The sequence below is a fragment of the Mucilaginibacter gossypiicola genome (assembly GCF_900110105.1).
Lineage (GTDB): Bacteria > Bacteroidota > Bacteroidia > Sphingobacteriales > Sphingobacteriaceae > Mucilaginibacter > Mucilaginibacter gossypiicola.
The window spans coordinates 862,820-885,378 of the sequence record NZ_FOCL01000004.1 but is presented as its reverse complement, the minus strand read 5'-3'; the positions used below and the strand labels follow the sequence as shown (position 1 = coordinate 885,378).

22 protein-coding genes and 1 tRNA gene are annotated in these 22,559 nt (G+C 40.9%); 17 read left to right on the top strand and 6 right to left on the bottom strand.

Going from position 1 to position 22,559, the window contains the following annotated elements:
* Positions 1-264 precede the first annotated feature (264 nt).
* Positions 265-1,836 carry a recombinase family protein gene (locus BMX50_RS17260; protein WP_091211867.1) on the top strand — a complete coding sequence of 524 codons (1,572 nt, stop codon included), beginning with the start codon at positions 265-267 and terminating at the stop codon, positions 1,834-1,836.
* Here the strand turns inward: BMX50_RS17260 and BMX50_RS17255 are convergent.
* From BMX50_RS17255 to BMX50_RS17235, 5 genes are all read right to left on the bottom strand, one after another.
* Positions 1,790-1,869: transfer RNA gene (locus BMX50_RS17255), tRNA-Leu, on the bottom strand. The genes BMX50_RS17260 and BMX50_RS17255 overlap by 47 nt on opposite strands.
* Before the next feature lie 19 nt (positions 1,870-1,888).
* Positions 1,889-2,413 carry a Fe-S protein assembly co-chaperone HscB gene (gene hscB / locus BMX50_RS17250; RefSeq protein ID WP_091211763.1) on the bottom strand — a complete coding sequence of 175 codons (525 nt, stop codon included), beginning with the start codon at positions 2,411-2,413 and terminating at the stop codon, positions 1,889-1,891.
* Between the two features lie 68 nt (positions 2,414-2,481).
* Complete coding sequence (locus BMX50_RS17245) at positions 2,482-2,670, bottom strand: hypothetical protein (protein WP_091211762.1); 189 nt, start codon at positions 2,668-2,670, stop codon at positions 2,482-2,484.
* Between the two features lie 104 nt (positions 2,671-2,774).
* Positions 2,775-3,164, bottom strand: a complete 390-nt coding sequence (locus BMX50_RS17240; RefSeq protein WP_091211761.1) for a hypothetical protein — start codon at positions 3,162-3,164, stop codon at positions 2,775-2,777.
* An 84-nt stretch (positions 3,165-3,248) separates the two neighbouring features.
* Positions 3,249-4,880, bottom strand: coding sequence for a carboxylesterase/lipase family protein (locus BMX50_RS17235; protein ID WP_091211760.1), 1,632 nt, complete (start codon positions 4,878-4,880; stop codon positions 3,249-3,251).
* 146 nt (positions 4,881-5,026) lie between these two features.
* Here BMX50_RS17235 and BMX50_RS17230 point away from each other — a divergent pair, with 146 nt between their 5' ends.
* The 16 genes from BMX50_RS17230 (at position 5,027) to BMX50_RS17160 (ending at position 22,000) form a co-directional block, all read left to right on the top strand.
* A complete protein-coding gene (locus tag BMX50_RS17230) occupies positions 5,027-5,773 on the top strand; it encodes an NUDIX hydrolase (RefSeq protein WP_091211759.1) in 747 nt (248 codons plus the stop codon).
* 160 nt (positions 5,774-5,933) lie between these two features.
* Positions 5,934-6,371 carry a VOC family protein gene (locus BMX50_RS17225; protein ID WP_091211758.1) on the top strand — a complete coding sequence of 146 codons (438 nt, stop codon included), beginning with the start codon at positions 5,934-5,936 and terminating at the stop codon, positions 6,369-6,371.
* Positions 6,372-6,457: 86 nt separating this feature from the next.
* The gene (locus tag BMX50_RS17220) at positions 6,458-6,679 is read left to right on the top strand and encodes a hypothetical protein (protein ID WP_244281016.1); all 222 of its coding nucleotides are present in this window, start codon (positions 6,458-6,460) and stop codon (positions 6,677-6,679) included.
* 64 nt (positions 6,680-6,743) lie between these two features.
* Positions 6,744-7,127 (top strand): VOC family protein, encoded by a 384-nt coding sequence (locus BMX50_RS17215; protein WP_091211757.1) that lies wholly within the window; start codon positions 6,744-6,746, stop codon positions 7,125-7,127.
* A 425-nt stretch (positions 7,128-7,552) separates the two neighbouring features.
* Positions 7,553-7,939, top strand: coding sequence for a response regulator (locus BMX50_RS17210; protein ID WP_091211756.1), 387 nt, complete (start codon positions 7,553-7,555; stop codon positions 7,937-7,939).
* A complete protein-coding gene (locus BMX50_RS17205) occupies positions 7,920-9,008 on the top strand; it encodes a sugar transferase (protein WP_091211755.1) in 1,089 nt (362 codons plus the stop codon). The genes BMX50_RS17210 and BMX50_RS17205 overlap by 20 nt, the downstream gene beginning before the upstream one ends.
* A gap of 12 nt (positions 9,009-9,020) precedes the next feature.
* Complete coding sequence (locus BMX50_RS17200; protein WP_167667982.1) at positions 9,021-9,698, top strand: TolC family protein; 678 nt, start codon at positions 9,021-9,023, stop codon at positions 9,696-9,698.
* A 3-nt stretch (positions 9,699-9,701) separates the two neighbouring features.
* Positions 9,702-11,867: an exopolysaccharide transport family protein gene (locus tag BMX50_RS17195; protein ID WP_091211753.1), complete on the top strand. Its 2,166-nt coding sequence runs from the start codon at positions 9,702-9,704 to the stop codon at positions 11,865-11,867.
* A 44-nt stretch (positions 11,868-11,911) separates the two neighbouring features.
* Positions 11,912-12,049, top strand: coding sequence for a hypothetical protein (locus BMX50_RS34575; RefSeq protein WP_167667979.1), 138 nt, complete (start codon positions 11,912-11,914; stop codon positions 12,047-12,049).
* Positions 12,050-12,077: 28 nt separating this feature from the next.
* A complete protein-coding gene (locus BMX50_RS17190) occupies positions 12,078-13,586 on the top strand; it encodes an O-antigen ligase family protein (RefSeq protein ID WP_091211752.1) in 1,509 nt (502 codons plus the stop codon).
* Positions 13,587-13,594: 8 nt separating this feature from the next.
* The gene (locus BMX50_RS34915) at positions 13,595-14,209 is read left to right on the top strand and encodes an acyltransferase (RefSeq protein WP_091211751.1); all 615 of its coding nucleotides are present in this window, start codon (positions 13,595-13,597) and stop codon (positions 14,207-14,209) included.
* A 10-nt stretch (positions 14,210-14,219) separates the two neighbouring features.
* On the top strand, positions 14,220-15,563 hold the full coding sequence (locus tag BMX50_RS17180) for a lipopolysaccharide biosynthesis protein (protein ID WP_091211750.1): 1,344 nt from the start codon (positions 14,220-14,222) through the stop codon (positions 15,561-15,563).
* A gap of 12 nt (positions 15,564-15,575) precedes the next feature.
* The gene (locus BMX50_RS17175; RefSeq protein WP_091211749.1) at positions 15,576-16,793 is read left to right on the top strand and encodes a glycosyltransferase; all 1,218 of its coding nucleotides are present in this window, start codon (positions 15,576-15,578) and stop codon (positions 16,791-16,793) included.
* A gap of 61 nt (positions 16,794-16,854) precedes the next feature.
* Positions 16,855-18,072, top strand: coding sequence for a glycosyltransferase family 2 protein (locus BMX50_RS17170; protein ID WP_091211748.1), 1,218 nt, complete (start codon positions 16,855-16,857; stop codon positions 18,070-18,072).
* A 54-nt stretch (positions 18,073-18,126) separates the two neighbouring features.
* Positions 18,127-20,778, top strand: coding sequence for a non-ribosomal peptide synthetase (locus BMX50_RS17165; protein ID WP_091211747.1), 2,652 nt, complete (start codon positions 18,127-18,129; stop codon positions 20,776-20,778).
* Positions 20,779-20,857: 79 nt separating this feature from the next.
* A complete protein-coding gene (locus tag BMX50_RS17160; protein WP_091211746.1) occupies positions 20,858-22,000 on the top strand; it encodes an acyltransferase family protein in 1,143 nt (380 codons plus the stop codon).
* Positions 22,001-22,003: 3 nt separating this feature from the next.
* Here the strand turns inward: BMX50_RS17160 and BMX50_RS17155 are convergent, their stop codons facing one another.
* Positions 22,004-22,555, bottom strand: a complete 552-nt coding sequence (locus BMX50_RS17155; protein WP_091211745.1) for a hypothetical protein — start codon at positions 22,553-22,555, stop codon at positions 22,004-22,006.
* Between the last annotated feature and the right edge of the window lie 4 nt (positions 22,556-22,559).

Below are 22,559 nucleotides of genomic sequence, written 5' to 3'. Positions count from 1 at the left end.
ACAAACGATATTGTTGCGTTGAGATAAATCCATCTTCTGATTTGATGATTAAATGTTGTAATAACCAATGTCAAAAAATGATTACCAACTAGTAAGAAAACAAAAAATCACTCCAGAAACAGCCGTGAATTTGCTTAAATCCTACGGCACAGTAATAACGCTCGATGAGGCTCGAATCATTTTGGTTATCATGTACAAATTCGCTAAATTGTCAATAGAACAGCAAAAAAAGCTGATAACCGGCAATAAGGGAGATTTAGAGATATGAAAACAGCGATTCTGTATATACGCGTTAGTACCGATGAACAGGCCGACAAAGGTTTTTCACAAAGGGACCAAGATGAGCGACTTAGGCAATATTGCGAACGTAATAATATAATAGTCGGACAAGTTATTTTTGAAGACCATTCTGCCAAAACATTTGATCGACCCGCCTGGAATAAAATGCTGTCCAATCTCAAGCAAACTAAAGGCAAAGCACATGACAAATTGATATTTACCAAATGGGACCGCTTTAGCCGGAACACAGCAGACGCTTATGGAATGATTAGCGTATTGATGAAATTGGGATTACAACCCGTTGCAATCGAACAACCCCTCGATCTCTCCATCCCAGAAAGCAAGATCATGCTTGCAGTTTATCTTTCAATGCCCGAAGTAGAAAATGACAGAAGAGCGTTAAATGTCAAATATGGCATGAGACGAGGAAAAAAAGAAGGACGTTGGATGGGCAGGGCGTTGCCTGGTTATATCAATAAAACAAGGGAAAACGGGACAAAATATATCGCATTCAACGAACCAGAATCTGCCCACATGAAATGGGCATTTGAACAAATTGCCGAGAACATCTTCGCTATTGAGAACATATGGGCCATGGCGCGACGTCGAGGGTTGAAGTGTTCCAGAAATAGTTTCTGGGAGGCGATAAGAAATCCATGTTACTGTGGCAAAGTCATAGTTCCCGCATTTAATGATGAACCTATGACTATAGTACAAGGTGTACACGAGGCATTAATTTCCGAAACTCTGTACCACGAGGTCCAGGATGTTTTAACTGGCCGGAAAAGAGATTTGGCCATCAAAGCGGTTTGTCCGAAAAATTTACCATTACGAGGCTTTCTGTTATGTCCTGAATGCTCCCGTACACTGACAGGCAGCGCGTCAAAAGGCCGGACGGGATACTATTATTACTACCATTGTAAAGCGCCTTGTAAAGTCAGACTTAAGGCCGAAGAAGTAAATACATCATTAGAGCATGAATTAATGAAATTCGTGCCCAAACCAGGGGTAGCTGAATTATACACTGCGATTGTTCGCGGCGAATACGGCGATACCCAGGCAATCTATATTACTGAACGAAAAAAAATTATAGAGCAGATTACCGAACAAAACCATCGGATGACGAGGCTGCGAGAAATGCTGTTGTCGGATACAATTGATAGTGCCGATTACAAATTGATGAAAACAGAGTGCGAAACTAAGACATCGTCGTTAGAAGCTGACCTTGCTGATTTATCAAGTTTCTATGAAGCGGATATCGATATTGAAAACCTAATAGAGAATGCGGTAAATAAATTAAAGGATCTCATTTATTTATATCGGTCAGCTGATATAAAAGGTAAACAATTTATAATTGGTTCGATCTTCTCAAAAAAATGGCGTTTTTCAGAAATGAAAGGTCGAACCGCCGAAGTAAACGAAGCAGCAGCACTTATCTACCACATTAACAACACATTACAACAAAAAAAAACCGGAGTAAAAACGAATTATCGTGATTACTCCGGCAAAGTACCCAGAGCCGGAGTCGAACCGGCACGGTTTCCCACAGGTGTTTGAGACCAGCGCGTCTACCAATTCCGCCATCTGGGCATTTTGTAAGTGCGTTCCCTTACAAGCGGGCTGCAAATGTAGACAAACTCTCTTTAATTCGCAACAAATATTTTTGTTTATAGTAAATATTTGCAATTTCTATTCGGCGGCTTTCCTTGGCGGTATCGTCCAACTCTTCGTAGTCTTTAGTCAGCTCGGCAAGCTCTTCATTCATATCCCCCTCAATTGCAAGCGCTTCTGAAGTTATAGATGCCAGTTCTGTTGCATCTTCCACTTCCATAAGGCGTTCGTTGATGTCCATCATTTCCATTAAAAAATCTGCAGGCAATTGTGGTTTTGCCCCTTCTGATACCAGATCATGCAGCTTTAAAATGTATTCTAACCGCTTGGCTGGGTCGCCAAGTGCCAGATATGCCTTGTTATTTAGGGTCGACAGCTCCAATATCTCCTGTTGTTTTGCCTCATCCTCGTTGGCGTAAAAATCGGGATGATATAGCTTACTCAACTCGTAAAACTTTTTCTTCAGCAATGCCTGGTTAACTTTAAAAGATTCCGGGATGCCATAAAATTCAAAATAGTTCATAGCGGCAAAGATAACTATTAGCTGGCTATTCATGCCGCTACGAACTTCATGTTAAGGTAAGTTATCTGCTACTCATCGGGCTTTTCCTGGTCGGTTTCAGCTTTTTCTGCAATTTCTGTCGTGGGATGTTTATCAGCAAACAGTTTCCTGTCTTTGGTTAAAGTGGGTGCCACGCCTAATATGCCTATGCCTGCAACTGCTAATATCATAAACAATATAAGTCCGCAAACCCTAATGAACTTCTTAATTTTCTTCATTCTGATCTTATAAATAAAATGGCGGGGACAATCCTTATAAAGGTTGTTACCCCGAATAATTAAAAGGGAAGATGATTACCGACCGGTAATCAATTTATGAAGGGTTATGCAATAAATGGAAGATCATCACCTGATGCCAGACAGTAAGCCCGGATGAAAGAAAAGTTTTTGAATGCTTTGATTGTTATAAACAGGCGAGACGATTGTTTAATTTCGATACAAGCTTCCCAACTATGCAAAAGGCTTAAAATCTGAAAGTTGCAATATCCAGGAATTAAGCCCGAAGAAGCTGGTTGATTACCAATCTTCGAAGCAGCCTTATACGAAATTGACCTGGAAGTTTTCGTCACATTGCCTGTAACTAAAGTTATATCAGGCTTGTTAAAGCGATTGGTTGTTTGAATAGTAAACCCCGAAAAAGTAAAAAAGCCAAGTATCAAAACGGCTGTAAATAACCATTTAAATAAGACACTTTTTTGTGGGATCAATTTCATTAAATAAAGATAGCCATATAAATTCATAAAAAAGGCCCCTGCGAAAAATCACAGGAGCCAGCCCATACATCCGAAAAAAAGGTCTTATTTCATGTAATCTTTATCTAAAAACAAATAACGGGCACGGTTAACTTCCGGCTTTTCTTCACTTTTAACGTCTATATCCATGAATTTAACATTGTTGTTATCTGTAATTGCCGACCATTTAGGCAAGCCAGCTCCATTAGGGTTTGCCTTTTTTATAAAGTTGGCAAAGTAATTTTCCATAGTTTCAGATACCTTGAAATCGTCAGGGGTCCAGGCATAGGTTTTGTTTCCGGCCAGGTTACCCATAGCATACTCAATTTCTGAGGCATGTGCTGCTCCCACTGCCGGTGGCATTTTAGGGGCAGGTTTTGCTGCATCGCCTTTAACTACGCCACCGGCAAGCCCTGGAGTTGCATTACCCATTGAAGCTACCATCGCCGGACGTACGCGCGAAAACAAATAACGATAAACAGGCTTCCCTCCTGTTTGCACTTGTAAGTCGGCCCATTTCCAGGTGCTGTATACAATAAAACGATCACTTGAAAGATCGGTTGCTACTTTAATCACTTCTTCATCATTTGCAGCGGGATATAACTTCAATGCTTCCTCCGCCCTGTCACCATATAGTTGCTTTAGCGTTTTGGTGTAATTTTCAAGCGTTGGCGCGTCTCCGCGCATCATAAACTGGAAAGGCACTTCGGCCGAGTTCCACCCTACCAGCAATGGCACCTTAGCCTGCTCACCTGCCATAAATATTTCGGGCAGTGATTTTGGTAACAAATAATTATCAATAGTGGCCGACATTGGCGGTGTACCGGGCTTAAAGGCGTCATTCAGTAACTGTTCGGCAGGTATAGCCCGTAAATCGGCCAGGGTATTTGCTTTTTCATTAGCGGCAAACTTAACGCCGTTTTGCTCGGCATCAGCCAGCGGAATAGGGAAAAGTGTTGGCTTAATACCGGCACCGCTTTCACCAATAGCGCCCGCTATCAGATCTTTTGATAAGGGTGAAGCCATTTGTACCGATACAGAAATAGACCCTGCAGATTCGCCGGCTATGGTAACCCTTGCAGGATCCCCGCCAAAGGCTGCAATATTTTTTTGCACCCAAAGCAAAGCGAGGTGCTGATCAAGATATCCATAATTGCCCGATGAATGATTAGGCGACTCCTTTGTTAACTCCGGATGCGAAAAGAAGCCAAATACACCAAGTCTGTAATTAACCGTTAGTGCTACAATGCCCTTCTTAGCCATGCTCTCACCATCATAGCGCGACTCCGAGCCATCACCAGCCATCAAACCGCCGCCGTAAAAATAAACCAGCACAGGCAGTTTTTCTTTAGATGACTTTGCAGGCGTCCATACATTGAGATACAAGCAATCTTCGCTCATACCTGATGACCTGAACCCCATATCGCCAAAAATCGGCTTTTGCATAGGGTTATGACCAAAATGATCGGCTTTTAAAGTACCCTCCCAGTTTTTGGCCGGCTGAGGCTCCTTCCAACGCAAATCGCCGACAGGTGGCTGGGCAAAAGGGATGCCCTTAAAGCTTAAAACATTTGATGCTTCGCGCGTACCCTCAAGCGCACCGGTCTCAACGGTTGTTTTGTTTGCAGATAGCTGCGCCATTACCCTTACCGAGGCAACCTGCGCAAGCAACAGCATTACTAAAATTGGTTTCTTCATTATTGGTTATTTGGTTTGTAGCGAATGTGTAAATGAGAAAATAAGGACAGCACACCTTATTGTAACATAATGATACAATAATAAAATATTTAACTTCACATTTCAAATTTTTTTGTTACTTGTGCAATCATTTTTTTCAAAACTGCATGAATAAAGAGTTTGAGCAACAGGAAAGCAATATCAACGGCGAAGGTTTTTTGCCCGGCTTGGCTATCGACACAGTTATTTTCGGTTTTCATGATAACCAGTTAAAGGTATTATTGCTATCCTATAAAAACTCATCATTATACGCCCTGCCGGGTGGCTTTATTCATGATAATGAAGATGTAAACCAGGCAGCCCGCAGGGTATTGGAAAGCCGCACGGCTTTAAGCGATATTTACCTGGAGCAGTTTTATGTATTTGGCGATTATAGCCGCTATGACCCCGCCCCTCTTAAAACAATTATGAAAGCCCGGGGATACGAACCACCTCATGACCACTGGCTCCTTAAGCGTTTTGTTTCAATTGGCTATTACGCCCTTGTTGATTTCACCAAAGCCGTACCCGCTCCTGATGAAATATCCGATAGCTGCGATTGGTATAGCCTCGACAACTTGCCTCTTTTAATGCAGGACCACCGGCAAATTATTGATAAGGCTTTAGAAACCCTACGAAGCAACCTCGATCAAAAGCTTATAGGCTTTAACCTCATGACCGATGAATTTACAATGGGCGATCTCCAGTCGCTCTACGAAACTATTTTGAACAAAAAACTTATCCGCGCTGCTTTTCAACGCAAAATGTTGGGGCTTGGTATTCTGGAACGGATAGCCAAAAAGTGGACTGGCGGCGCGCATAAAGCACCATACCTATATAAATTTATATCAAACAAAGTACCGACTGAGAATTAACAAAGAACAAAATCCTCTCGGTTCTTTTGTATTTTACGGCAAATAATAATGTCGCAATTAGCCCCTTAACATGTCTTAATACCACCCTTCTGTATTAAGCAGCAACGCTTATCTTTACTTTATAAAATCACCAATTATAAATCAAAAACAATCAAGCAACATGTTAGTCGTAAATCCTTATTTAAACTTCAACGGTAATACCGAAGAAGCATTTAACTTTTACAAATCGGTTTTTGGAGGCGAATTTGCCGTAATTATGCGTTTTAAAGACGGCCCCGAAGCATCAAAGCTTGCCGAAAAAGACCTTAACAAGCTTATGCACATTGCACTGCCGCTTGGCCCCGGTAATATGCTTATGGGTACCGACGCTTTGGGTGTTGAAGAAGGGGGCATGGGTTTGGTAACCATGGGCACTAACTTTTCGCTTACTGTCAGTTGCGAATCAAAAGAAGAAGCCGATAGGTTTCACGCTGGTTTGTCAGCCGGTCAGCAGAGTGGCGGCCCAATGCGTGAAGAGTTCTGGGGCGATTACTTTGGCTGGATCAAAGATAAATTTGGCATCAGCTGGATGATCTCTTACAACCCTAACCGTCCGTAATAATTGCAAAACCATCAGAGATGCCAATAGTATGGCATCTCTGATATATTTTAATCTCCATTAAAAGTGCAACTAATCAAAAACTTATGATGGTAGAAGTTTTTAAAACCAACGTAAATAAGCGCCGCCAGGCCAGCATGCTTTTGGACGCCATTCACAAAGCATTTGGAAATCATAAAGCCAATTTTGATTTGGATGATTGCGACAGGATATTGCGGGTACAATGCGACAGCGGCACTTTATGTGCAAAATCGTTAATCAGCTTTTTAAATGATTTGGGCTGCAGGGCCGAGGTATTGACCGATTAATCTTATTTTTTTCGCAAACAAATCTTTTAATGGCATGGTAGTACATTAATATAAATCAATTATTATGTTAAAAGACAGCAAAGCATTTAGTGGATTTTCGGTAGACGATACAGCTAAAGCCAGGGCGTTTTATGCTGATGTGCTTGGTTTAAACGTAAGCGTTGTGCCCGAAATGGAGGGCTTGCTCAACCTTAATATAACAGGCAGCACGCCTATATTGATATACACCAAGCCCAATCATGTGCCTGCCACCTTTACTATTTTGAATTTCCCGGTTGATGATGTAGAGAAAGCTGTAGATGAACTCAGCACCCGCGGAGTTAAATTTGAAATTTACGATCAGGAAAATTTTAAGACAAACGAAAAAGGAGTATTCTTAAGCGGTGGACCTAAGATAGCCTGGTTTAAAGACCCTGCGGGGAATTTTTTATCCATCATAGAAAAGTAACATGATAATACCTTTTACCAGGTATAAATAAATCCCGTTTTGGGGAATAATAGCTACCTGCCGTGGGAATAAATTCCTCGGGCTATTATTAACTTTCCGTTAATTTCCCTGTTTTTTTACAACTTTTTTCGTGCATTACCCGTATAAAAGGTCATCAAACCTTTGATTACGGTTATTTTTCATTTCAGGAATGTTTTTTGCATATAATTACATGAAAAACAAAAGCAGTAATTGTTAAACTATTTATTTTATACTTAGCTGTTAGTTAAAACAAATAATAAGTTCATTTACTTTTCATTAATAATATTTATTAAATTCATATTTTTCTATATTTCAAACACAGATAACAAACAATAATAAAAATCAACATACTGATTAATAAATAATTGCTTTTTACTTATTAAATAACCCCAATTAAATTAAGCATGAAAAGAACACTACTTATAGTTGATGATGACCTGAGCATATTGAAACTGCTCAATTTTATCCTTTCAAAAGAATATGATATCGTAGTTAAGAACAATGGCATAGAAGCTTTTAGCTGGCTTGAGGATGGCAACATGCCCGAGCTGATCATATCCGACCTTCAGATGCCTTATTTTGACGGGCAATCATTTGTCAAAAACGTTAAGATCAGTGGTTTTTACCGCGACATTCCGGTTATATTGCTTTCTGCTGCCCATGATCTTGACACCCAGGTAAGCGCCATGCCCTTTAAGGTTGATGCTCACATACACAAGCCATTTAATCCAACCGCATTAAAAACAGCCATTAACCAAGTTTTACAAGTTTATGAATCATCAAACATCTGATTGGAACGAAAGCTCAGGTTCTAACATCAGGATAGCATATGCCGGCAGCGAGTTCAAGGAAAAAATCTCCAATGGCTTAAACGAAGGCTTCAAAATAGCTTACAACACAACCATTGATCAGCTTAATGATTATTTGGGCGAGCAATCTATTTTAACCGTTCCGGATATTCTGTTGGTTGAAATTGATGCCGAAGGTAAATGGTTAAAACTGGTTGACGAAGTTAAAAAAAGCTTCCTGTTAAACGGTTTGATCATCGTTTTGCTTTCATCAAAAAATGATAAAGCCTTAAGGCAACAAGCCATTAAACTAAAAGTCCATGACTTTTATGGCGAACCTTTTTCTATAAGCGATTTGCGTGAAAGGCTTAACTTTTTGGTGCGTTTTAAACTGATAAAACCTAAACTGCTTGAGCTGTCAAAAGTTGTTGATACAGCATATAAAATGCCTGCAGGTAAACGCCTTATCGATCTTGTAATTTCGGGGGGCATGATGCTGGTATTATCTCCGGTTATGCTGGTAGTTGCCATTTTAATTAAACTGGATTCAAAAGGACCCGTGTTTTATAAAAGCAAACGTGTAGGTACAGGCTATAAAGTGTTTGATTTTTATAAATTCAGGTCGATGCGTACCGACGCTGACCAGTTACTTGCCAAGCTTTCGGCCGAGAATAATCAATATGCATCTGAAGCCGGCGATAATAAGGTAGCTTTCGTAAAAATCAAGAACGATCCTCGTATTACTAAACTGGGCAACTTCCTGCGCAACTCCAGCCTGGATGAGTTACCTCAATTGTTCAATATCCTACGTGGCGATATGTCGGTAGTTGGTAACAGGCCTTTGCCGCTGTATGAGGCAGAGATGCTTACCTCAAACGAATGGTCGATGCGTTTCCTTGGCCCTGCCGGCTTAACTGGTTTATGGCAGATCAGCAAACGTGGCAAAGAAGACATGTCTGAACGTGAAAGGAAAAAATTAGATAATTTTTATGCTCAGAAATACTCTATTTGGTTAGATTTAAAAATTATTGTAGGTACTGTACCTGCCCTATTCCAAAAAGAAAAAGTATAATTAACTATGCCTGTGAAACTAAAGCTCACGTATCTTTCTATAATCGTTCTTTTTTTTACCAGCCGCGTACAAGCGCAGCAAAGTTCATTTATAAACGACGTTAACTATCCGTACCTTGAAAAATTGATAGCTACTGCCAAAAAGAATTACCCTGAAGTTAAGGCACGCCAAAGCCAGGTGAATGCAGCGAAGGGCCTTTACAATTCAACAGTATTTTCATGGCTTGAAGGTGTAACGGCATCTTACATTTATAGCCCGCAAAACTCAATCAATCTTTCGCAGCCTACAATATTTAAAGGCTACCAGATAGCTATATCGTTAAACATAGGTCAAATGTTTTCAAGGCCGGGAGTTATCCGTCAGGCAAAAGAAACTTATAAAGCGGCCGAATATCAGCAGGCAGCGTATATGTTAACCCTTGAAGCACAGGTTAAGCGTTACTACTATGCTTATCTTGAAGCTCAAGCCGAGCTAAGGTTACGGGCCAATGCCGTAATAGATGCCGAAAGTGCAGTTAAGCAATTAAAGTATGCATTCCAAAAAGGTGAAACAACTTTTCAGATTTATAACGAACAACTTAACAGTTTATACAACCAAAACTCCTTTAAAGTACAAGCTGAATTAGCGACATTTACAGCCAAGACCAATCTTGAAGAATTATTGGGCACCAAATTAGAAGACGTTAAGTAACAAATGGAGATAGGCAATTTTTTTAATCTACTAAAAAAACACCGAACTACGCTGATTATAATACCGCTTGTGGCGGTAATCGCTTCGTTTTTCCTGGTAAAAAACTTACCCGATGATTACCAGTCGCACGCGGAGATAGCAACCGGTATTATTGATGCCTCCAGGCATATTCTTGATAAAGATGCTACGGCCAACGTACAGGAACAGCAGGTTTATCGCGAATTCAGCAACCTGATTGCCATCATGAAGCTGAAGAAACTTGTTGACCAGGTTTCTTATTCGCTTATGATCCATGACCTGACAGACCCTTACCCTTTTCGTAAACCAAGTAAAGAATTACTTGAACTGCACTCCTATGAAAAGGACAACGTATTGGCAATTTTAAAAAAGAAATTTGCTACCCTCGAGCCCTTATCCGTTTATGATAAAACAGAAAACTCCGTTGTAGGACTGCTCCGGTCAATGAAATATGATGAGCGCAACATCATGAAAGACCTGGTGATCATGCGTAACGAAGACAGTGATTTTATATCGGTGAGCTTTGACTCAGAAAACCCTCAACTTTCTGCTTTTGTAGTAAACACCTTGTGTAAACAGTTTATTGACTATTACACCGAGAGTGTAAAACAAAACGAATCACACGCGGTAACATTTTTATCTAACCTGCTTGACACTAAACGTAAAGCCCTTAGCGATCAAACCGGCAAGCTACAGCAATATAAAATTGAAAATGGCGTACTGAACCTTGATGAGCAATCAAAAGCTATTTTTGGTCAAATTATGGTTTACAACGATAAAAAGTTGCAGGCCGATAAAGATATGATAGCAAACCAGGGTGCTATTGATGCTATCAACCAAAAGTTTACGCCCGATGACCGGAAATATGTTGAAGCTGTAACAAACAAATACAATCAGGCTATTATTTCTACTCAGGAGCAGTTGCATACACTTGAAGATCAGTATGTACGGAGCGGGTTTAATAACAAGTATAAAGAATCGATCGACTCTTTACAGCAACAACTAGCAAACCAGATTAATTTAACATCTGATAAATATATTACCAATCCGTTAATAGCTAAAGACGACCAGATTAAACAAAAGCTTACCCTTGAGGTTTCGCGTGATTTGGCCAAGTATAGCGTAAAATCAATAGAAAATGAATTGGCAAGCCTAAATGCCAAGTTTTCACGATTGGTTCCGTTTGATGCTAAAGTAAAAACTTACGACTTTGATATTGACATTGCCGGTAAAGAATATCTTGATGTATTAAATAAATACAATGAAACCAACCTGCGTTCGAGCTTTTCAATAAAACTCATCCAGGTTGAAATGGCCCAGCCAGATGTGGCACAGCCATCAAAGAAAATGTTGCTCATCATATTAAGTGGCATAGGCAGTTTATTTGCCTGCATTTTTTGGCTGTTTGTTTTATTCTACATTGATGATACCATTAAAAGCCCTGCCGAATTGGTTAATAAAACCCAGTTACCGTTATTAGGTTATTTAAATAAGATCAGCGGTGAAAACCTCGATCTGCGCAAACTTTGGGATGTGGAACACCGGGATAAAATGAAAACCTTTAAAGAGTTGCTGCGCTCTATCAGGTTTGAAATTGACCAGGAATTAAGAGGCGAAAAAGTGTTAGCCATAACAAGTATTGAGCCGGCCGAAGGTAAAACCCTCTTGGCTATAAGTTTGGCCTACTCCTACTCTATGATCAACAAAAGGGTGCTGTTAATTGACGGTAACTTCAATAACGCCACTATTAGCAATACAGCCCAGCCACAAACCTACCTGGAAGATTACTTTAAAAGCAACCCGTTGGGACAACAAGAGCTCAGCAGTTCAAATACTACTGTTTTAGGTAACCGTGGCGGCGATGTAACCCTGCTTGAAATTGGCAGTGAGGTGTTTGTAAAAAGCAGGTTTGATGACTTACGCTCTAAATACGATGTTGTGATCATTGATACAGCCCCGCTTACAGCGCTTAATAAATCAAAAGAGTGGTTGTTGTTCGCTAATAAAACCATTGCGGTATTTGAGGCAAATAAAAAGATAAGCAATTCTCAAAAACAACACATAGCCTATTTAAAAGGGTTGGAAAACAGATTTGCAGGTTGGGTACTCAATAAAACTGATTACAATCAGAAAAAAGAAAAAAACTCTTAATTAACCGGCGCTCCAGGCATCGTTAAATATTAATACTACTTAAAATGAGAATAGACCCTCCAAAACCAGAAAAGGATCCGTTTGAAGATTTAAGTCCGCTGCAAAAAAAAACACGTAAAGCGGCCATAGTATTTGCATTTATTGGTGTATTTGTATGGGCGGTAAAGATCCTGTTCCTGTAGATTTTAAAAAGCATTTCTATTCTACCTTATGCGAAATGAACAAACAGGCAATAATGACATTAAGCGAAACGTTTGGAAAAATCTTGTAATCCAAAAGTTTTCGCATCCTTTTGCCTTGTTTTTTCTGCTCATCACCTCACTTGCCGTGAGCTTTTTAACGTATAAGCTCGAATTTATAGGTGTGGGCGCCGTTTTGGCATTAACCATAGGCCTGCCCATTGTATTCGCAATTACTGTGTATCCCGAATTTGGGATCTGTGCACTGATTATAGCGGCATTTTTTATCAGTTACGTTTCAGAATTTTTACCAGATCAGGTTCCCATTGGTACGCTGATGGACGTAACAACCTACCTGCTCATCCTTGGTTTTTTTATCAAACAGCGTACCGAACGGAACTGGACTTATTTTAAAAATCCAATCAGTTACATGATACTGGTGTGGCTGGCGTACAACATGCTTGAGTTTGTAAACCCATCCGCCGAATCAAGGCTGGCCTGGATATATACTGTGCGTACAGTAGGCTTTATTATGCTTATGTACTATGTTTTTGTTTACCAGATCCGCACGGTAAGGTTTATTAAAACCTTATTAAAGCTTTGGATCTTCCTGGATATACTGGCCGGAATCTCGGCTTTCCAACAAGAAAACATTGGTTTTTTTCCGTTTGAGCACAAGTATCTGTATGCCGATCCCTTGCGCGTAAGCTTATTATTTATTAACGGACACATGCGTAAGTTCGGCATCTTTTCGGATCCTGTTACGTTTTCTTATAACATGGTTATTGGCGCGCTGCTTTGCGTTGTGTTGCTTATGGGTGATGTTCCGCTTAAGCGTAAGGTAACCCTGGGCTGTATCGCGGGCTTTTTTCTGTATGTGATGCTTTACTCTGGCACCAGGGCTGCTTATGTATTGGTGCCGGGAGCGCTTTCCATGCTGGCGGTTTTAAATTTTAACAGACGGGTTTTAACCTTTACGCTTATAGCAGGTGCATTACTTGGTATTTTGATAGTAATGCCAACATCAAACCCGCTAATCAAGCGTTTCCAAACCGCTTTCAACCCTTCTGATGACCCGTCATATAACGTTCGTGCCGAAAATCAGAAAAAAATAAAACCATTTATCCTCTCCCACCCAATTGGTGGAGGCTTGGGCTCTGTAGGTGTTTGGGGCCGAAAGTTTTCGCCAAATTCGATGCTGGCCAAATTCCCTCCCGATAGCGGCTACGTACGCGTATCTGTTGAAATGGGCTGGGTTGGCCTGCTCCTTTTTTGTACGTTGTTTTTCGTGGTGCTAAAAACGGGGATCAACTTTTATTTCAGTATTAAAAATCCGGAGCTCAAAAATTATTGCCTTGCCATGTTACTGATCCTGTTTGCATTCAACATAGGTAACTTTCCGCAACAGGCACTCGTTCAATATCCGTCAAACATCCTGTTTTACCTGGCCATATCCATCCTTGTAGTATGCAAGCGCATAGATGACCAGGAGCAGGAACAGCTGAAAAAGAATAACAACACAGGGGCAATACTAATTTAATTAAGCAGATGTCATTTGTATCATCCATAAAATCAAACCCGAAATTAAAAAAGTTAGTCCATTGGATGCTGATCCCGCCGGGCCAGTCGAGACCGAGGCTATGGGTTAGGCTTATACTCAACCGCTTTTTTCACGAGCGCGGTAAAGGTAGTGTGGTAAGGAGCAACGCGCGGATGGACCTTTTTCCGTTCAATAAATTCTCACTTGGCGCAAAAAGCATTGTCGAAGATTTTGCGGTGATCAATAACGGCGTCGGTGATGTTTTTATTGGCGAAGGATCGGGTGTTGGCATCAGCACTGTTGTAATTGGCCCGGTTAAAATAGGCAATTTCAGTATGACGGCTCAGCACGTTGTTATCTCCGGTCTTAATCACGGCTACCAGGATGTAACTATACCGCCACGGCATCAAAAAGTTACAACCAAGCAAATCACTATTGATGATAATGTATGGATAGGCGCGAATTGCGTGGTGACCGCGGGGGTAACTATCGGAAAACATTCGGTTATTGGGGCCGGCAGCGTGGTAACACGGGATATTCCGCCCTATTCGGTAGCGGTTGGCAATCCGGCCAAAGTAATAAAACAGTATAATTTCACAACACAAGCCTGGGAGAAAGCGTAAAACAACATACATGAGTTTATTCAAAAAATTAATTAATAAACACACGCTTTCACTGGCAACTAACGCGGTTTTGCCGGTTTTAGGGATGGTGATATTATCACTACTGGCCCGCCGGTTAAGTAAGCCCGACTTTGGTAATTACGTATTCTTCCTCATCGTGTTTACACTGGCAGATACCTTCCGCACCGGCTTCCTTCAAACCTCGCTCATTAAATTTTATGCGGGGTCAACACCCGAAAGAAAGAAAAATATATCGGGAGCAACCTGGTACCTTGGCTTTATAATTACTTCGGTATTTGCCATTGTAAACCTGCTGATCTATCTTATCTACAGAAATCCGGAAACCGATATCGCCATTACGCTTAAATGGTTTAGTCTCATTTATTTCTGTACGCTTCCGTCGGCCGTGAGCCTCTGGATATTGCAAGCCGAAGAACGTTTTGATAAAATGTTCATTCTGCAGTTAATGAACCAGGGAGGTTTCCTGGTATTGGTAGTTGGCTTGGCCATTGCGGGCAAATCAGACTTTGAAACAACTATTTACTCTTATTTTGCGGCCAACCTGTTAAGCAGTATTATTTGCATTATTATAGGCTGGGCCAAGGTAAAAACGATAGCTTATAAAAGCTGGGATACCATAAAAGAAATGGCCCATTTTGGCAAATTTAGTGTAGGCACATCCATAAGCTCTTATCTGCTCAGGAGCTCCGATACATTGATCGTAAAACCTATGTTCAGCCCCGATTTGCTGGCTGTATATTATATCCCGCAAAGGCTTATGGAAATCTTTGAGATCCCGCTAAGGGCCTTCATTTCTACGGCTTTACCGGCAATGTCGGCAGCGGTACAACGTGGTGATAAAAAACATGTAACCTATATCATGAAAAAATATGCGGGCATGCTTACCATGGCACTCACTCCTATTGCTATAGTTTGCTTTGCAGCTGCTGATCTTATTATCGGCTTGATATTCGGCGCCAAATACCAGCACTCTGATGCAGGCAATATCTTCAGGATTTTTATGTGCTATGTGATGCTGCTGCCTATCGACAGGTTTTTCGGGATCACGCTTGATATTATTAATAAGCCCCATCTTAACATGATCAAGGTATTCCTGATGTTAACAGTAAACATAATTGGCGACTTCACGGGTATCCTGGTGTTTCACAGTCTTTACGCAGTAGCCATTGCATCCATCTTCACGTTTTTTACCGGGGCAATATTTGGTTACTGGGCATTAAAGAAAAACCTGCAATTTAAAATATCCGACATCTTTGTTTTAGGTTACATCGAACTAAAAGAGTTGATAGGCGTTGTGCTGAACAAAATCAAAGGAAAACAATTAACCGAATAACAAGCTATTTATATGGAGCTAAAAAACCAGCATATCGTTATATTCTCGCAAATGCAGTTTGATAGCCGTCTCGAGTCAACTAACTATACCATGGCCAAACACCTGGCCACGGATAACTTTGTGTACTATGTTGACAGGCCGTATACCTGGAAGGATTATATCCAGTTTAAAAACACGCCGGGTTATAACGCCCGCAAGCCGCACTTTTTTTCGCCGAAAGATAGTTTTATTCAAACGGAGATCCCAAACTTAAAGATCATCATTACCGCTCCGGTACCCTCAATCAATTCACTGCCCGAGGGGGCCTTATACCGCTTGGCCTTGAAGGTGAACGAAGGGATTGTTGCACGCCGGCTAAATAAGGTTATAAAAAACCTGGGGATAAAGGAATATATCTTCATCAATTCGTACGCGTTTTATTATCCAACCATGCACAGGTTGTTGAAGTTAAAGCCGCTACTTAAGGTTTACCATTGTGTCGACCCTTTGATTGAAGAATACCAAACCCGCCACGGCCTGATATCAGAGGATATACTGGTGAAAGATATGGATATGATAATAAGCACCAGTAAGGAATTGAGCAATGTAAAAGGAAAGCTTAACCCCAATTCGTACTTTGTGCCCAACGCAGCCAACATCAGTCATAGTCAAAAAGCGCTTGATCCCACTTTGCCGGTGGCCGAGATTCTGGCTGATGTAAAAAAGCCTGTCATTGGCTATTTCGGTAATATCGAACGCCGTATTGATTATGAACTGATAACACAATTACTGGAGCAAAATCCGGATAAAAATTTTGTTTTTGTTGGCCCGGTTGATATTGATTACGAAAACAATCCTGCTTTTAACGCTCCTAATATTTTCAAAAAAGGTGCAGTACCCTATGAGCTATTACCCGCCGTACTCAAAGGCTTTGATGTTGCCATTATCCCTTTTAAAAAGGATGATGTAAGCAGCTCAATTTTTCCACTTAAATTATTTGAGTACCTGGGATCGGGCCGCCCGGTTGTGATCACCGATTTTAACGGAGATCTGGAAGAATTTACCGGCGATACCGTATATATCTGCAAAAATGCAGATGAATTTACAGCAGCCCTTAACCTTGCGTTAAACGACACTCCTTTTTTACAGCAAAAAAGATTAAAAATAGCAGCACAAAATACGTGGGAGCACCGTATAACAGAGATCAAAGGCTTACTGGCAACAAATTTGAATAATAAGCAGAAAGGTTAATTTTTAGAGAAACAAACCTGTTACTTATAATTAATAAAAACAGGATTTATCATCAAAACACATGGAAATCATTAAATTCATTGCATCTGTTATCGCCGTTTTGCTCTTTATATACCTCGGTGTATATAGCTTATACCTGTTTGTGTTCTCCGTGCTGGGGAAATTAATCCCCATTAAGCAGCCCGTTCCAGCAAAAGCACTCAGTAAATTCATCGTTTACATTTGCGCTTATAAAGAAGATGAAATTATTTTAAACTCGGCAGCGGCAGCGTTAACTATCGATTACCCTAAAGATATGTTTACGGTTTGCGTTATTGCCGACTCCATGAAACCTGAAACCATTGTCAAATTAAAGCAGATGCCTTTGCAAGTGGTTGAAGTTATTTTTGAAACGAGTACTAAATCAAAAGCATTAAACAAAGCCATCGAAAACACAGCTGCCGGATATGATGCAGCCGTTGTTTTTGATATTGATAATATCGCCGCGCCCGATTATCTGCACCAGATCAATAATTATCTGCAGGCAGGCCACCTTGTGGTACAAGGCCATCGCGTAGCAAAAAATTCAAATACGCAGGTAGCCATACTTGATGCTGTGAGCGAAGAAGTTAACAATCACATTTTCAGAAAGTCACAACAGTTATTTAAGTTTTCGGCAGCCATTATTGGTTCAGGAATGGCTTTGGAATACAAGCTTTTTGTGAATGTAATGTCGCGCATTGATGCTGTGGGCGGCTTTGACAAAGAAATGGGCCTGCTGCTTACCCGCGATAAAATCCATGTTGCTTACGCCGAAAAAGCCTACATATACGATGAAAAAGTGAGTAACCCGGCGGTGTTTGAAAAGCAGCGTAAACGCTGGCTTTCGGCTCAGTTCAACCTGCTTAAAAAGTACGGAGCTACCGCGCCTGCCCAGTTTTTCCGCGGCAATTTTGATTATGTGAACGAGATTTACCAAATGGCTATCCTACCCCGCGTGCTGATGCTTGGCCTGATGCCGCTCATGTTATTGATCTCCTTTTTCACACCTGGTATCGGTCCGCACTGGCATTTATGGCTCGGTGCAACTGCAGCTTGTTACCTTGGTATCATAGTTGCCATACCCACATCGTTCTATAATGGAAAACTGTTAGAAGCTATGCTTAAACTACCGCTCATATTTTTCACCATGTTCCTGCTGTTGTTCAAACTAAAAGGAGCAAACAAAAAGTTTATTCATACGCCACATGATCACGCACCTGCAGAACCCGTAAATGACCAGGCAACTGCAGTTAAATAACGGAAACAAGGTTGATAATTAATTGAATCAGGAATAATATAGCATATAAAAATTATGGATGCCCCTCTGAATACCGACGTTATAAGCATGTTAAACAATACTGCCGTAGATTATCCGAAAGAAAAGGCACTTATCCATTTAACTACAGCAGCAGCAAACCAGTACCCGGATAAGGTTGCGCTGAAATTTCACGAACGTGTTTTTACTTATAAAGCGCTCAATGAAGCTGCAAACAAGCTGGCCGGCTACCTGATTGATCAGGGGCTTAAAAGAGGCGACGTTGCCGGTGTTGCGCTTGACCGTTCGCCCGAAATGGTGATATCCCTATTGGCTATTATGAAAACCGGTGCAGCCTATGTACCGCTTGATCCTGAATATCCGAAAGATCGTATCGAATTTATGCTCGAGGATTCTTCAGCTAAGATTCTGATCACTTCCGAAAAATACCACAACCATTTTGCTGCAAGCTCAACCGAAGTTTTGATTGAAGATGCACTGGAGAAGTTTCCCTCGTATCCTGTAACTGAACCCGAAACCGGCGTTAACGGCGAGGATCTTGCTTATATCCTATATACATCTGGTTCAACCGGAAAGCCAAAGGGGGTTCAAATCCGTCATTTCAGCCTGATCAATTTTTTGGTGAGCTGCCAAACAGTTCCTGGATTAACGCCGGCTGATAAAGTATTAGCTGTAACTACCATATCATTTGATATTGCCGGTTTGGACTTGTATTTGCCGTTGATAACAGGCGCTGAACTTTTGTTAGCCGATTCGGCCACCGCAAAAGATGGCCGCGCACTGGTTGATTTGGTTAAGGCTGAAGATGTAACGGTAATGCAGGCAACTCCTTTTACCTGGCGCATGATGCTGGTATCTGGCTGGGACAACAAACTACCCTTAAAAGTATATTGCGGTGGCGAAGCTTTCCCTAAAGACCTGGTTACGCAACTATTACCTAAATGCGAGAAAATCTGGAACCTGTATGGCCCTACCGAAACCACTATTTACTCAACCATTAAGCAGATCACCAGCGACGAAGATATCACGATTGGTAAACCCGTTGCCAATACCCAGATCTATATTTTGGATGAAGCGCTTAACAACCTTACCGATGGTTCAATTGGCGAAATTTATATAGGCGGCGATGGCGTTGCAGTTGGATATCTTAACCGTGCAGAGTTATCTGCCGAGCGTTTTGTGAAAGATATATTCTCAACCGATGAAAGTGCCCGTATGTACCGCACCGGCGACTTGGGCAAGATCAGACAGGATGGTGAAATTGTTTGTCTTGGCCGTATTGACCACCAGGTTAAGGTACGCGGTTACCGTATAGAACTGGAAGAGATTGAACAAAACCTGTTAAAGCAGGAAAATATTAAGCAGGCGGTTGTTATAGCCCGTGAAGATACTCCGGGAATGCCCCGACTGGTAGCTTACGTAATTTCGCCCGAGCCAAAAGAAGGCATTGATCTTAAAAACCAGTTTGATGCATGGCAAAAAGGGCTGTTGGCTGTTTTACCAGAATACATGGTTCCGGACGATTTTGTGGTGATGGACGCGATCCCGATTACTCCTAATGGCAAGATAGACCGCAAGGCGCTGCCTAAGCCAGATTATAACATTATCTATCGCGAAGGTGAATTTGTTGCACCACGTACTGATAATGAAAAACTGGTGGCTAAAATATGGCAGCAGAATATGGGTATCGAGCAGATCAGTATCCTTGATAATTTCTTTGAACTGGGTGGCCGATCATTAGTTGCCGTAAAAATCATGGCTGCTATTGAACAGGAAACCGGCAAGCGTTTGCCACTGGCTACCTTGTTTGAGCACGCTACGATCGAAAAACTGGCCGCACGGCTTGAAGGTGATGAGGTTATCAGCTGGGAATCGCTTGTGCCTATTAAGCCAGATGGTAGTAAAATGCCATTGTATATTGTGCACGGAGCCGGTTTAAACGTATTGTTGTTTAATGCCCTTGCCATGAATATGGATGCAGAACAACCCGTTTACGGCTTACAGGCACGTGGCCTGAATGGGATAGATGAGCCACTGGATGTAATGGAAGAAATTGCAGCAAACTACATAGCCGAAATCGTTGCTAAAAATCCGGATGGCCCCTATGCACTGGCAGGCTATTCATTAGGTGGCATTATCGCTTATGAAATGGCAAACCAACTCATTGCAGCAGGTAAAGAGGTAAAAATGGTGGCTATGTTTGATACTTATGCCGACCGTTCAGATATAAATGACAGCAAGGCTAAAAAGATAGTTGATAAAACTGCCTTACGCGCCAAGCAATTTGCCCATAGTTTTGTGTTATTAGCCGAAGATCCTAAACGTACTATTGAGTACAAAGGACTGATGCTTAAACGCCAAATGATAAAGCTTTACTGGAAGGTGTTTAAACCCAACCAAAAACGCGAAGGATTTTTTGCTTACGATAACGAAATTGACGAGGCAAGCGAAAAAGCATTACGCAACTATGTATTAAAGCCGTTAAACATAACGCTTGATTTATTCAGGGCCAAAAAGCGGACCTTTTACATGGAAGATTTCGAGTTTTTAGGTTGGAAGCCGTTCGCCCTAAAGGGTGTAAATGTACACGAAATTCCGGGTGAGCATAACACCATATTTGCTCCGCCAAATGATAAAGAATTTGCCGAAGTATTGCAAAAGTGTTTGGACAGGGTTGCCAAAAATTAAGTTAACTGTATTTACCTGTAAACAATGCAAACCGTATTAAATTTTTCAGTCACGTTAAATTTAACCGGCAGTGTTAAATATGGAGACAACTACCGAAAAAGATATAAAATCAACCGGCAAAGCAAGGGTTTATTTCTCCAACTTAAACGGAGTAAGGGCTCTTGCTGCGCTTATGGTAGTTATATCCCATATCGAGCTGCATAAGGTTGATTTTCACGTAGCCCGGATCCCTTATATAACTATATTTAATTTTGGTAAAACGGGGGTTACTATTTTCTTTGCGTTAAGTGGTTTTTTGATCACTTATTTATTGCTTGAAGAGAAACGCAATTTTTCGGGCGTTAACTTCAAGGCATTTTATATCCGGCGCATGCTCAGGATATGGCCGCTGTACTTTTTGCTGGTAATTATAGGCTTTTTCATCTATCCGGCGCAGGGGGCAACAACAGGTCTGTGGCTGTCGATATTTTTTATGCCCAACCTGGCTTTTTGCCTCCAAATGCTACCGGAAATTTTCAACCCCATCTGGTCAATCGGTACGGAGGAGCAGTTTTACATATTCCATCCCCATTTTTTCAGGATAAAGAAAACCCAAAATATCCTTTATGCTTTTTTGATTTTTATTGTTTTGATATGGTCGTTGCAGCTAACTATAAACAACCTCAATCACTCCAATGAAATATGGAAACTTTTCAGCCAGTTTTTTTACTATGCCAGATTTGACAATATGATGATCGGGGCAATTGTGGCTGTTATATTTCATAACACCAGGCACCCCACATTTAAGTTTAAGTTACAGGGACTGTTTGATTTGATGTTTAAGCCCTATATACAGGTTATACTCTCAATAATTTTTGTGGGTTATGTTTATCTGTACCTCATTCACGATATCCCACACGGCGATGTTCCGCTGGCTATTATTTCTTCGCTGCTTATCGTAAACCTTAGCCAGGCCGAAACCAGCATTTATACTATAAAGGGCAAAACGCTTGATTATATGGGTCAAATCTCATACGGCATTTACCTGCTGCATAAGTATCCATTATTTTTAATTCTCTATCTTGTAAACAAATACATACCAACCATGAATATGGTAATGCAGAATATCATCATTTATGCGGCTACCATTGCATGTGCCATAGGGCTGGCTTCATTATCTTATTTTGGATATGAAAAACCTTTCCTAACCATTAAAAAGCGTTTTCAGAAAATTACACAGTAATATTTACTGCTGTTTAAGCTCAATTACCGATGTAAAAGTGTTTACGCCGGTATCAGGTTTGTGTTTATAATTAAATGCATCGCTGGCGCGTGCAATTATCATCAGGCCATAATGTTCATTTAAGCCCATGATAGTATCCTTGTTAACATACCGCACATCAAAATCTTCGGTAAAAAACTCAAGCTGGTTGCTATTTTTCACCCGGCCCTTTAACGTGCCGAAGTCATCGCCATAAATGGCTATTTCATTTTGACTAAACTTACTATGTGTTAACGGCCAGCTTAATGATACTTGCCTGGTATTAATTTGCAGCGGCTTCCCCTTGTCTTGCTTGCTTATATATAACTTGTTATTTTTCAGGTCGACCCCAATCCGGGTAACATCATTCCCCATGTGTTTGAGCGAATTGGTAAGCAGCTCAATCAGGATAGTTTTTATCCTGAAACCGGCATGATCATCAACTATATCTTTTGCAATATTCTGTATATAGCTGATGATCTGGACAGTTAAAGGATAGATACCTTCGGTTTCGTTATTAAAAACAAATTTTTTCACTGTA

Excerpts from the sequence above, each read along its gene's own strand:
- BMX50_RS17220 (WP_244281016.1), top strand. The coding sequence starts at position 6,458 with ATGATGGTAGAAGTTTTTAAAACCAACGTAAATAAGCGCCGCCAGGCC.
- BMX50_RS34575 (WP_167667979.1), top strand. The coding sequence starts at position 11,912 with ATGAGAATAGACCCTCCAAAACCAGAAAAGGATCCGTTTGAAGATTTA.
- BMX50_RS17205 (WP_091211755.1), top strand. The coding sequence starts at position 7,920 with ATGAATCATCAAACATCTGATTGGAACGAAAGCTCAGGTTCTAACATC.
- BMX50_RS17245 (WP_091211762.1), bottom strand. The coding sequence starts at position 2,670 with ATGAAGAAAATTAAGAAGTTCATTAGGGTTTGCGGACTTATATTGTTT.
- BMX50_RS17210 (WP_091211756.1), top strand. The coding sequence starts at position 7,553 with ATGAAAAGAACACTACTTATAGTTGATGATGACCTGAGCATATTGAAA.
- BMX50_RS17235 (WP_091211760.1), bottom strand. The coding sequence starts at position 4,880 with ATGAAGAAACCAATTTTAGTAATGCTGTTGCTTGCGCAGGTTGCCTCG.
- BMX50_RS17190 (WP_091211752.1), top strand. The coding sequence starts at position 12,078 with ATGCGAAATGAACAAACAGGCAATAATGACATTAAGCGAAACGTTTGG.
- BMX50_RS17170 (WP_091211748.1), top strand. The coding sequence starts at position 16,855 with ATGGAAATCATTAAATTCATTGCATCTGTTATCGCCGTTTTGCTCTTT.
- BMX50_RS17225 (WP_091211758.1), top strand. The coding sequence starts at position 5,934 with ATGTTAGTCGTAAATCCTTATTTAAACTTCAACGGTAATACCGAAGAA.
- BMX50_RS17215 (WP_091211757.1), top strand. The coding sequence starts at position 6,744 with ATGTTAAAAGACAGCAAAGCATTTAGTGGATTTTCGGTAGACGATACA.
- BMX50_RS17195 (WP_091211753.1), top strand. The coding sequence starts at position 9,702 with ATGGAGATAGGCAATTTTTTTAATCTACTAAAAAAACACCGAACTACG.
- BMX50_RS17160 (WP_091211746.1), top strand. The coding sequence starts at position 20,858 with ATGGAGACAACTACCGAAAAAGATATAAAATCAACCGGCAAAGCAAGG.
- BMX50_RS34915 (WP_091211751.1), top strand. The coding sequence starts at position 13,595 with ATGTCATTTGTATCATCCATAAAATCAAACCCGAAATTAAAAAAGTTA.
- BMX50_RS17230 (WP_091211759.1), top strand. The coding sequence starts at position 5,027 with ATGAATAAAGAGTTTGAGCAACAGGAAAGCAATATCAACGGCGAAGGT.
- BMX50_RS17260 (WP_091211867.1), top strand. The coding sequence starts at position 265 with ATGAAAACAGCGATTCTGTATATACGCGTTAGTACCGATGAACAGGCC.
- hscB (WP_091211763.1), bottom strand. The coding sequence starts at position 2,413 with ATGAACTATTTTGAATTTTATGGCATCCCGGAATCTTTTAAAGTTAAC.
- BMX50_RS17165 (WP_091211747.1), top strand. The coding sequence starts at position 18,127 with ATGGATGCCCCTCTGAATACCGACGTTATAAGCATGTTAAACAATACT.
- BMX50_RS17180 (WP_091211750.1), top strand. The coding sequence starts at position 14,220 with ATGAGTTTATTCAAAAAATTAATTAATAAACACACGCTTTCACTGGCA.
- BMX50_RS17240 (WP_091211761.1), bottom strand. The coding sequence starts at position 3,164 with ATGAAATTGATCCCACAAAAAAGTGTCTTATTTAAATGGTTATTTACA.
- BMX50_RS17175 (WP_091211749.1), top strand. The coding sequence starts at position 15,576 with ATGGAGCTAAAAAACCAGCATATCGTTATATTCTCGCAAATGCAGTTT.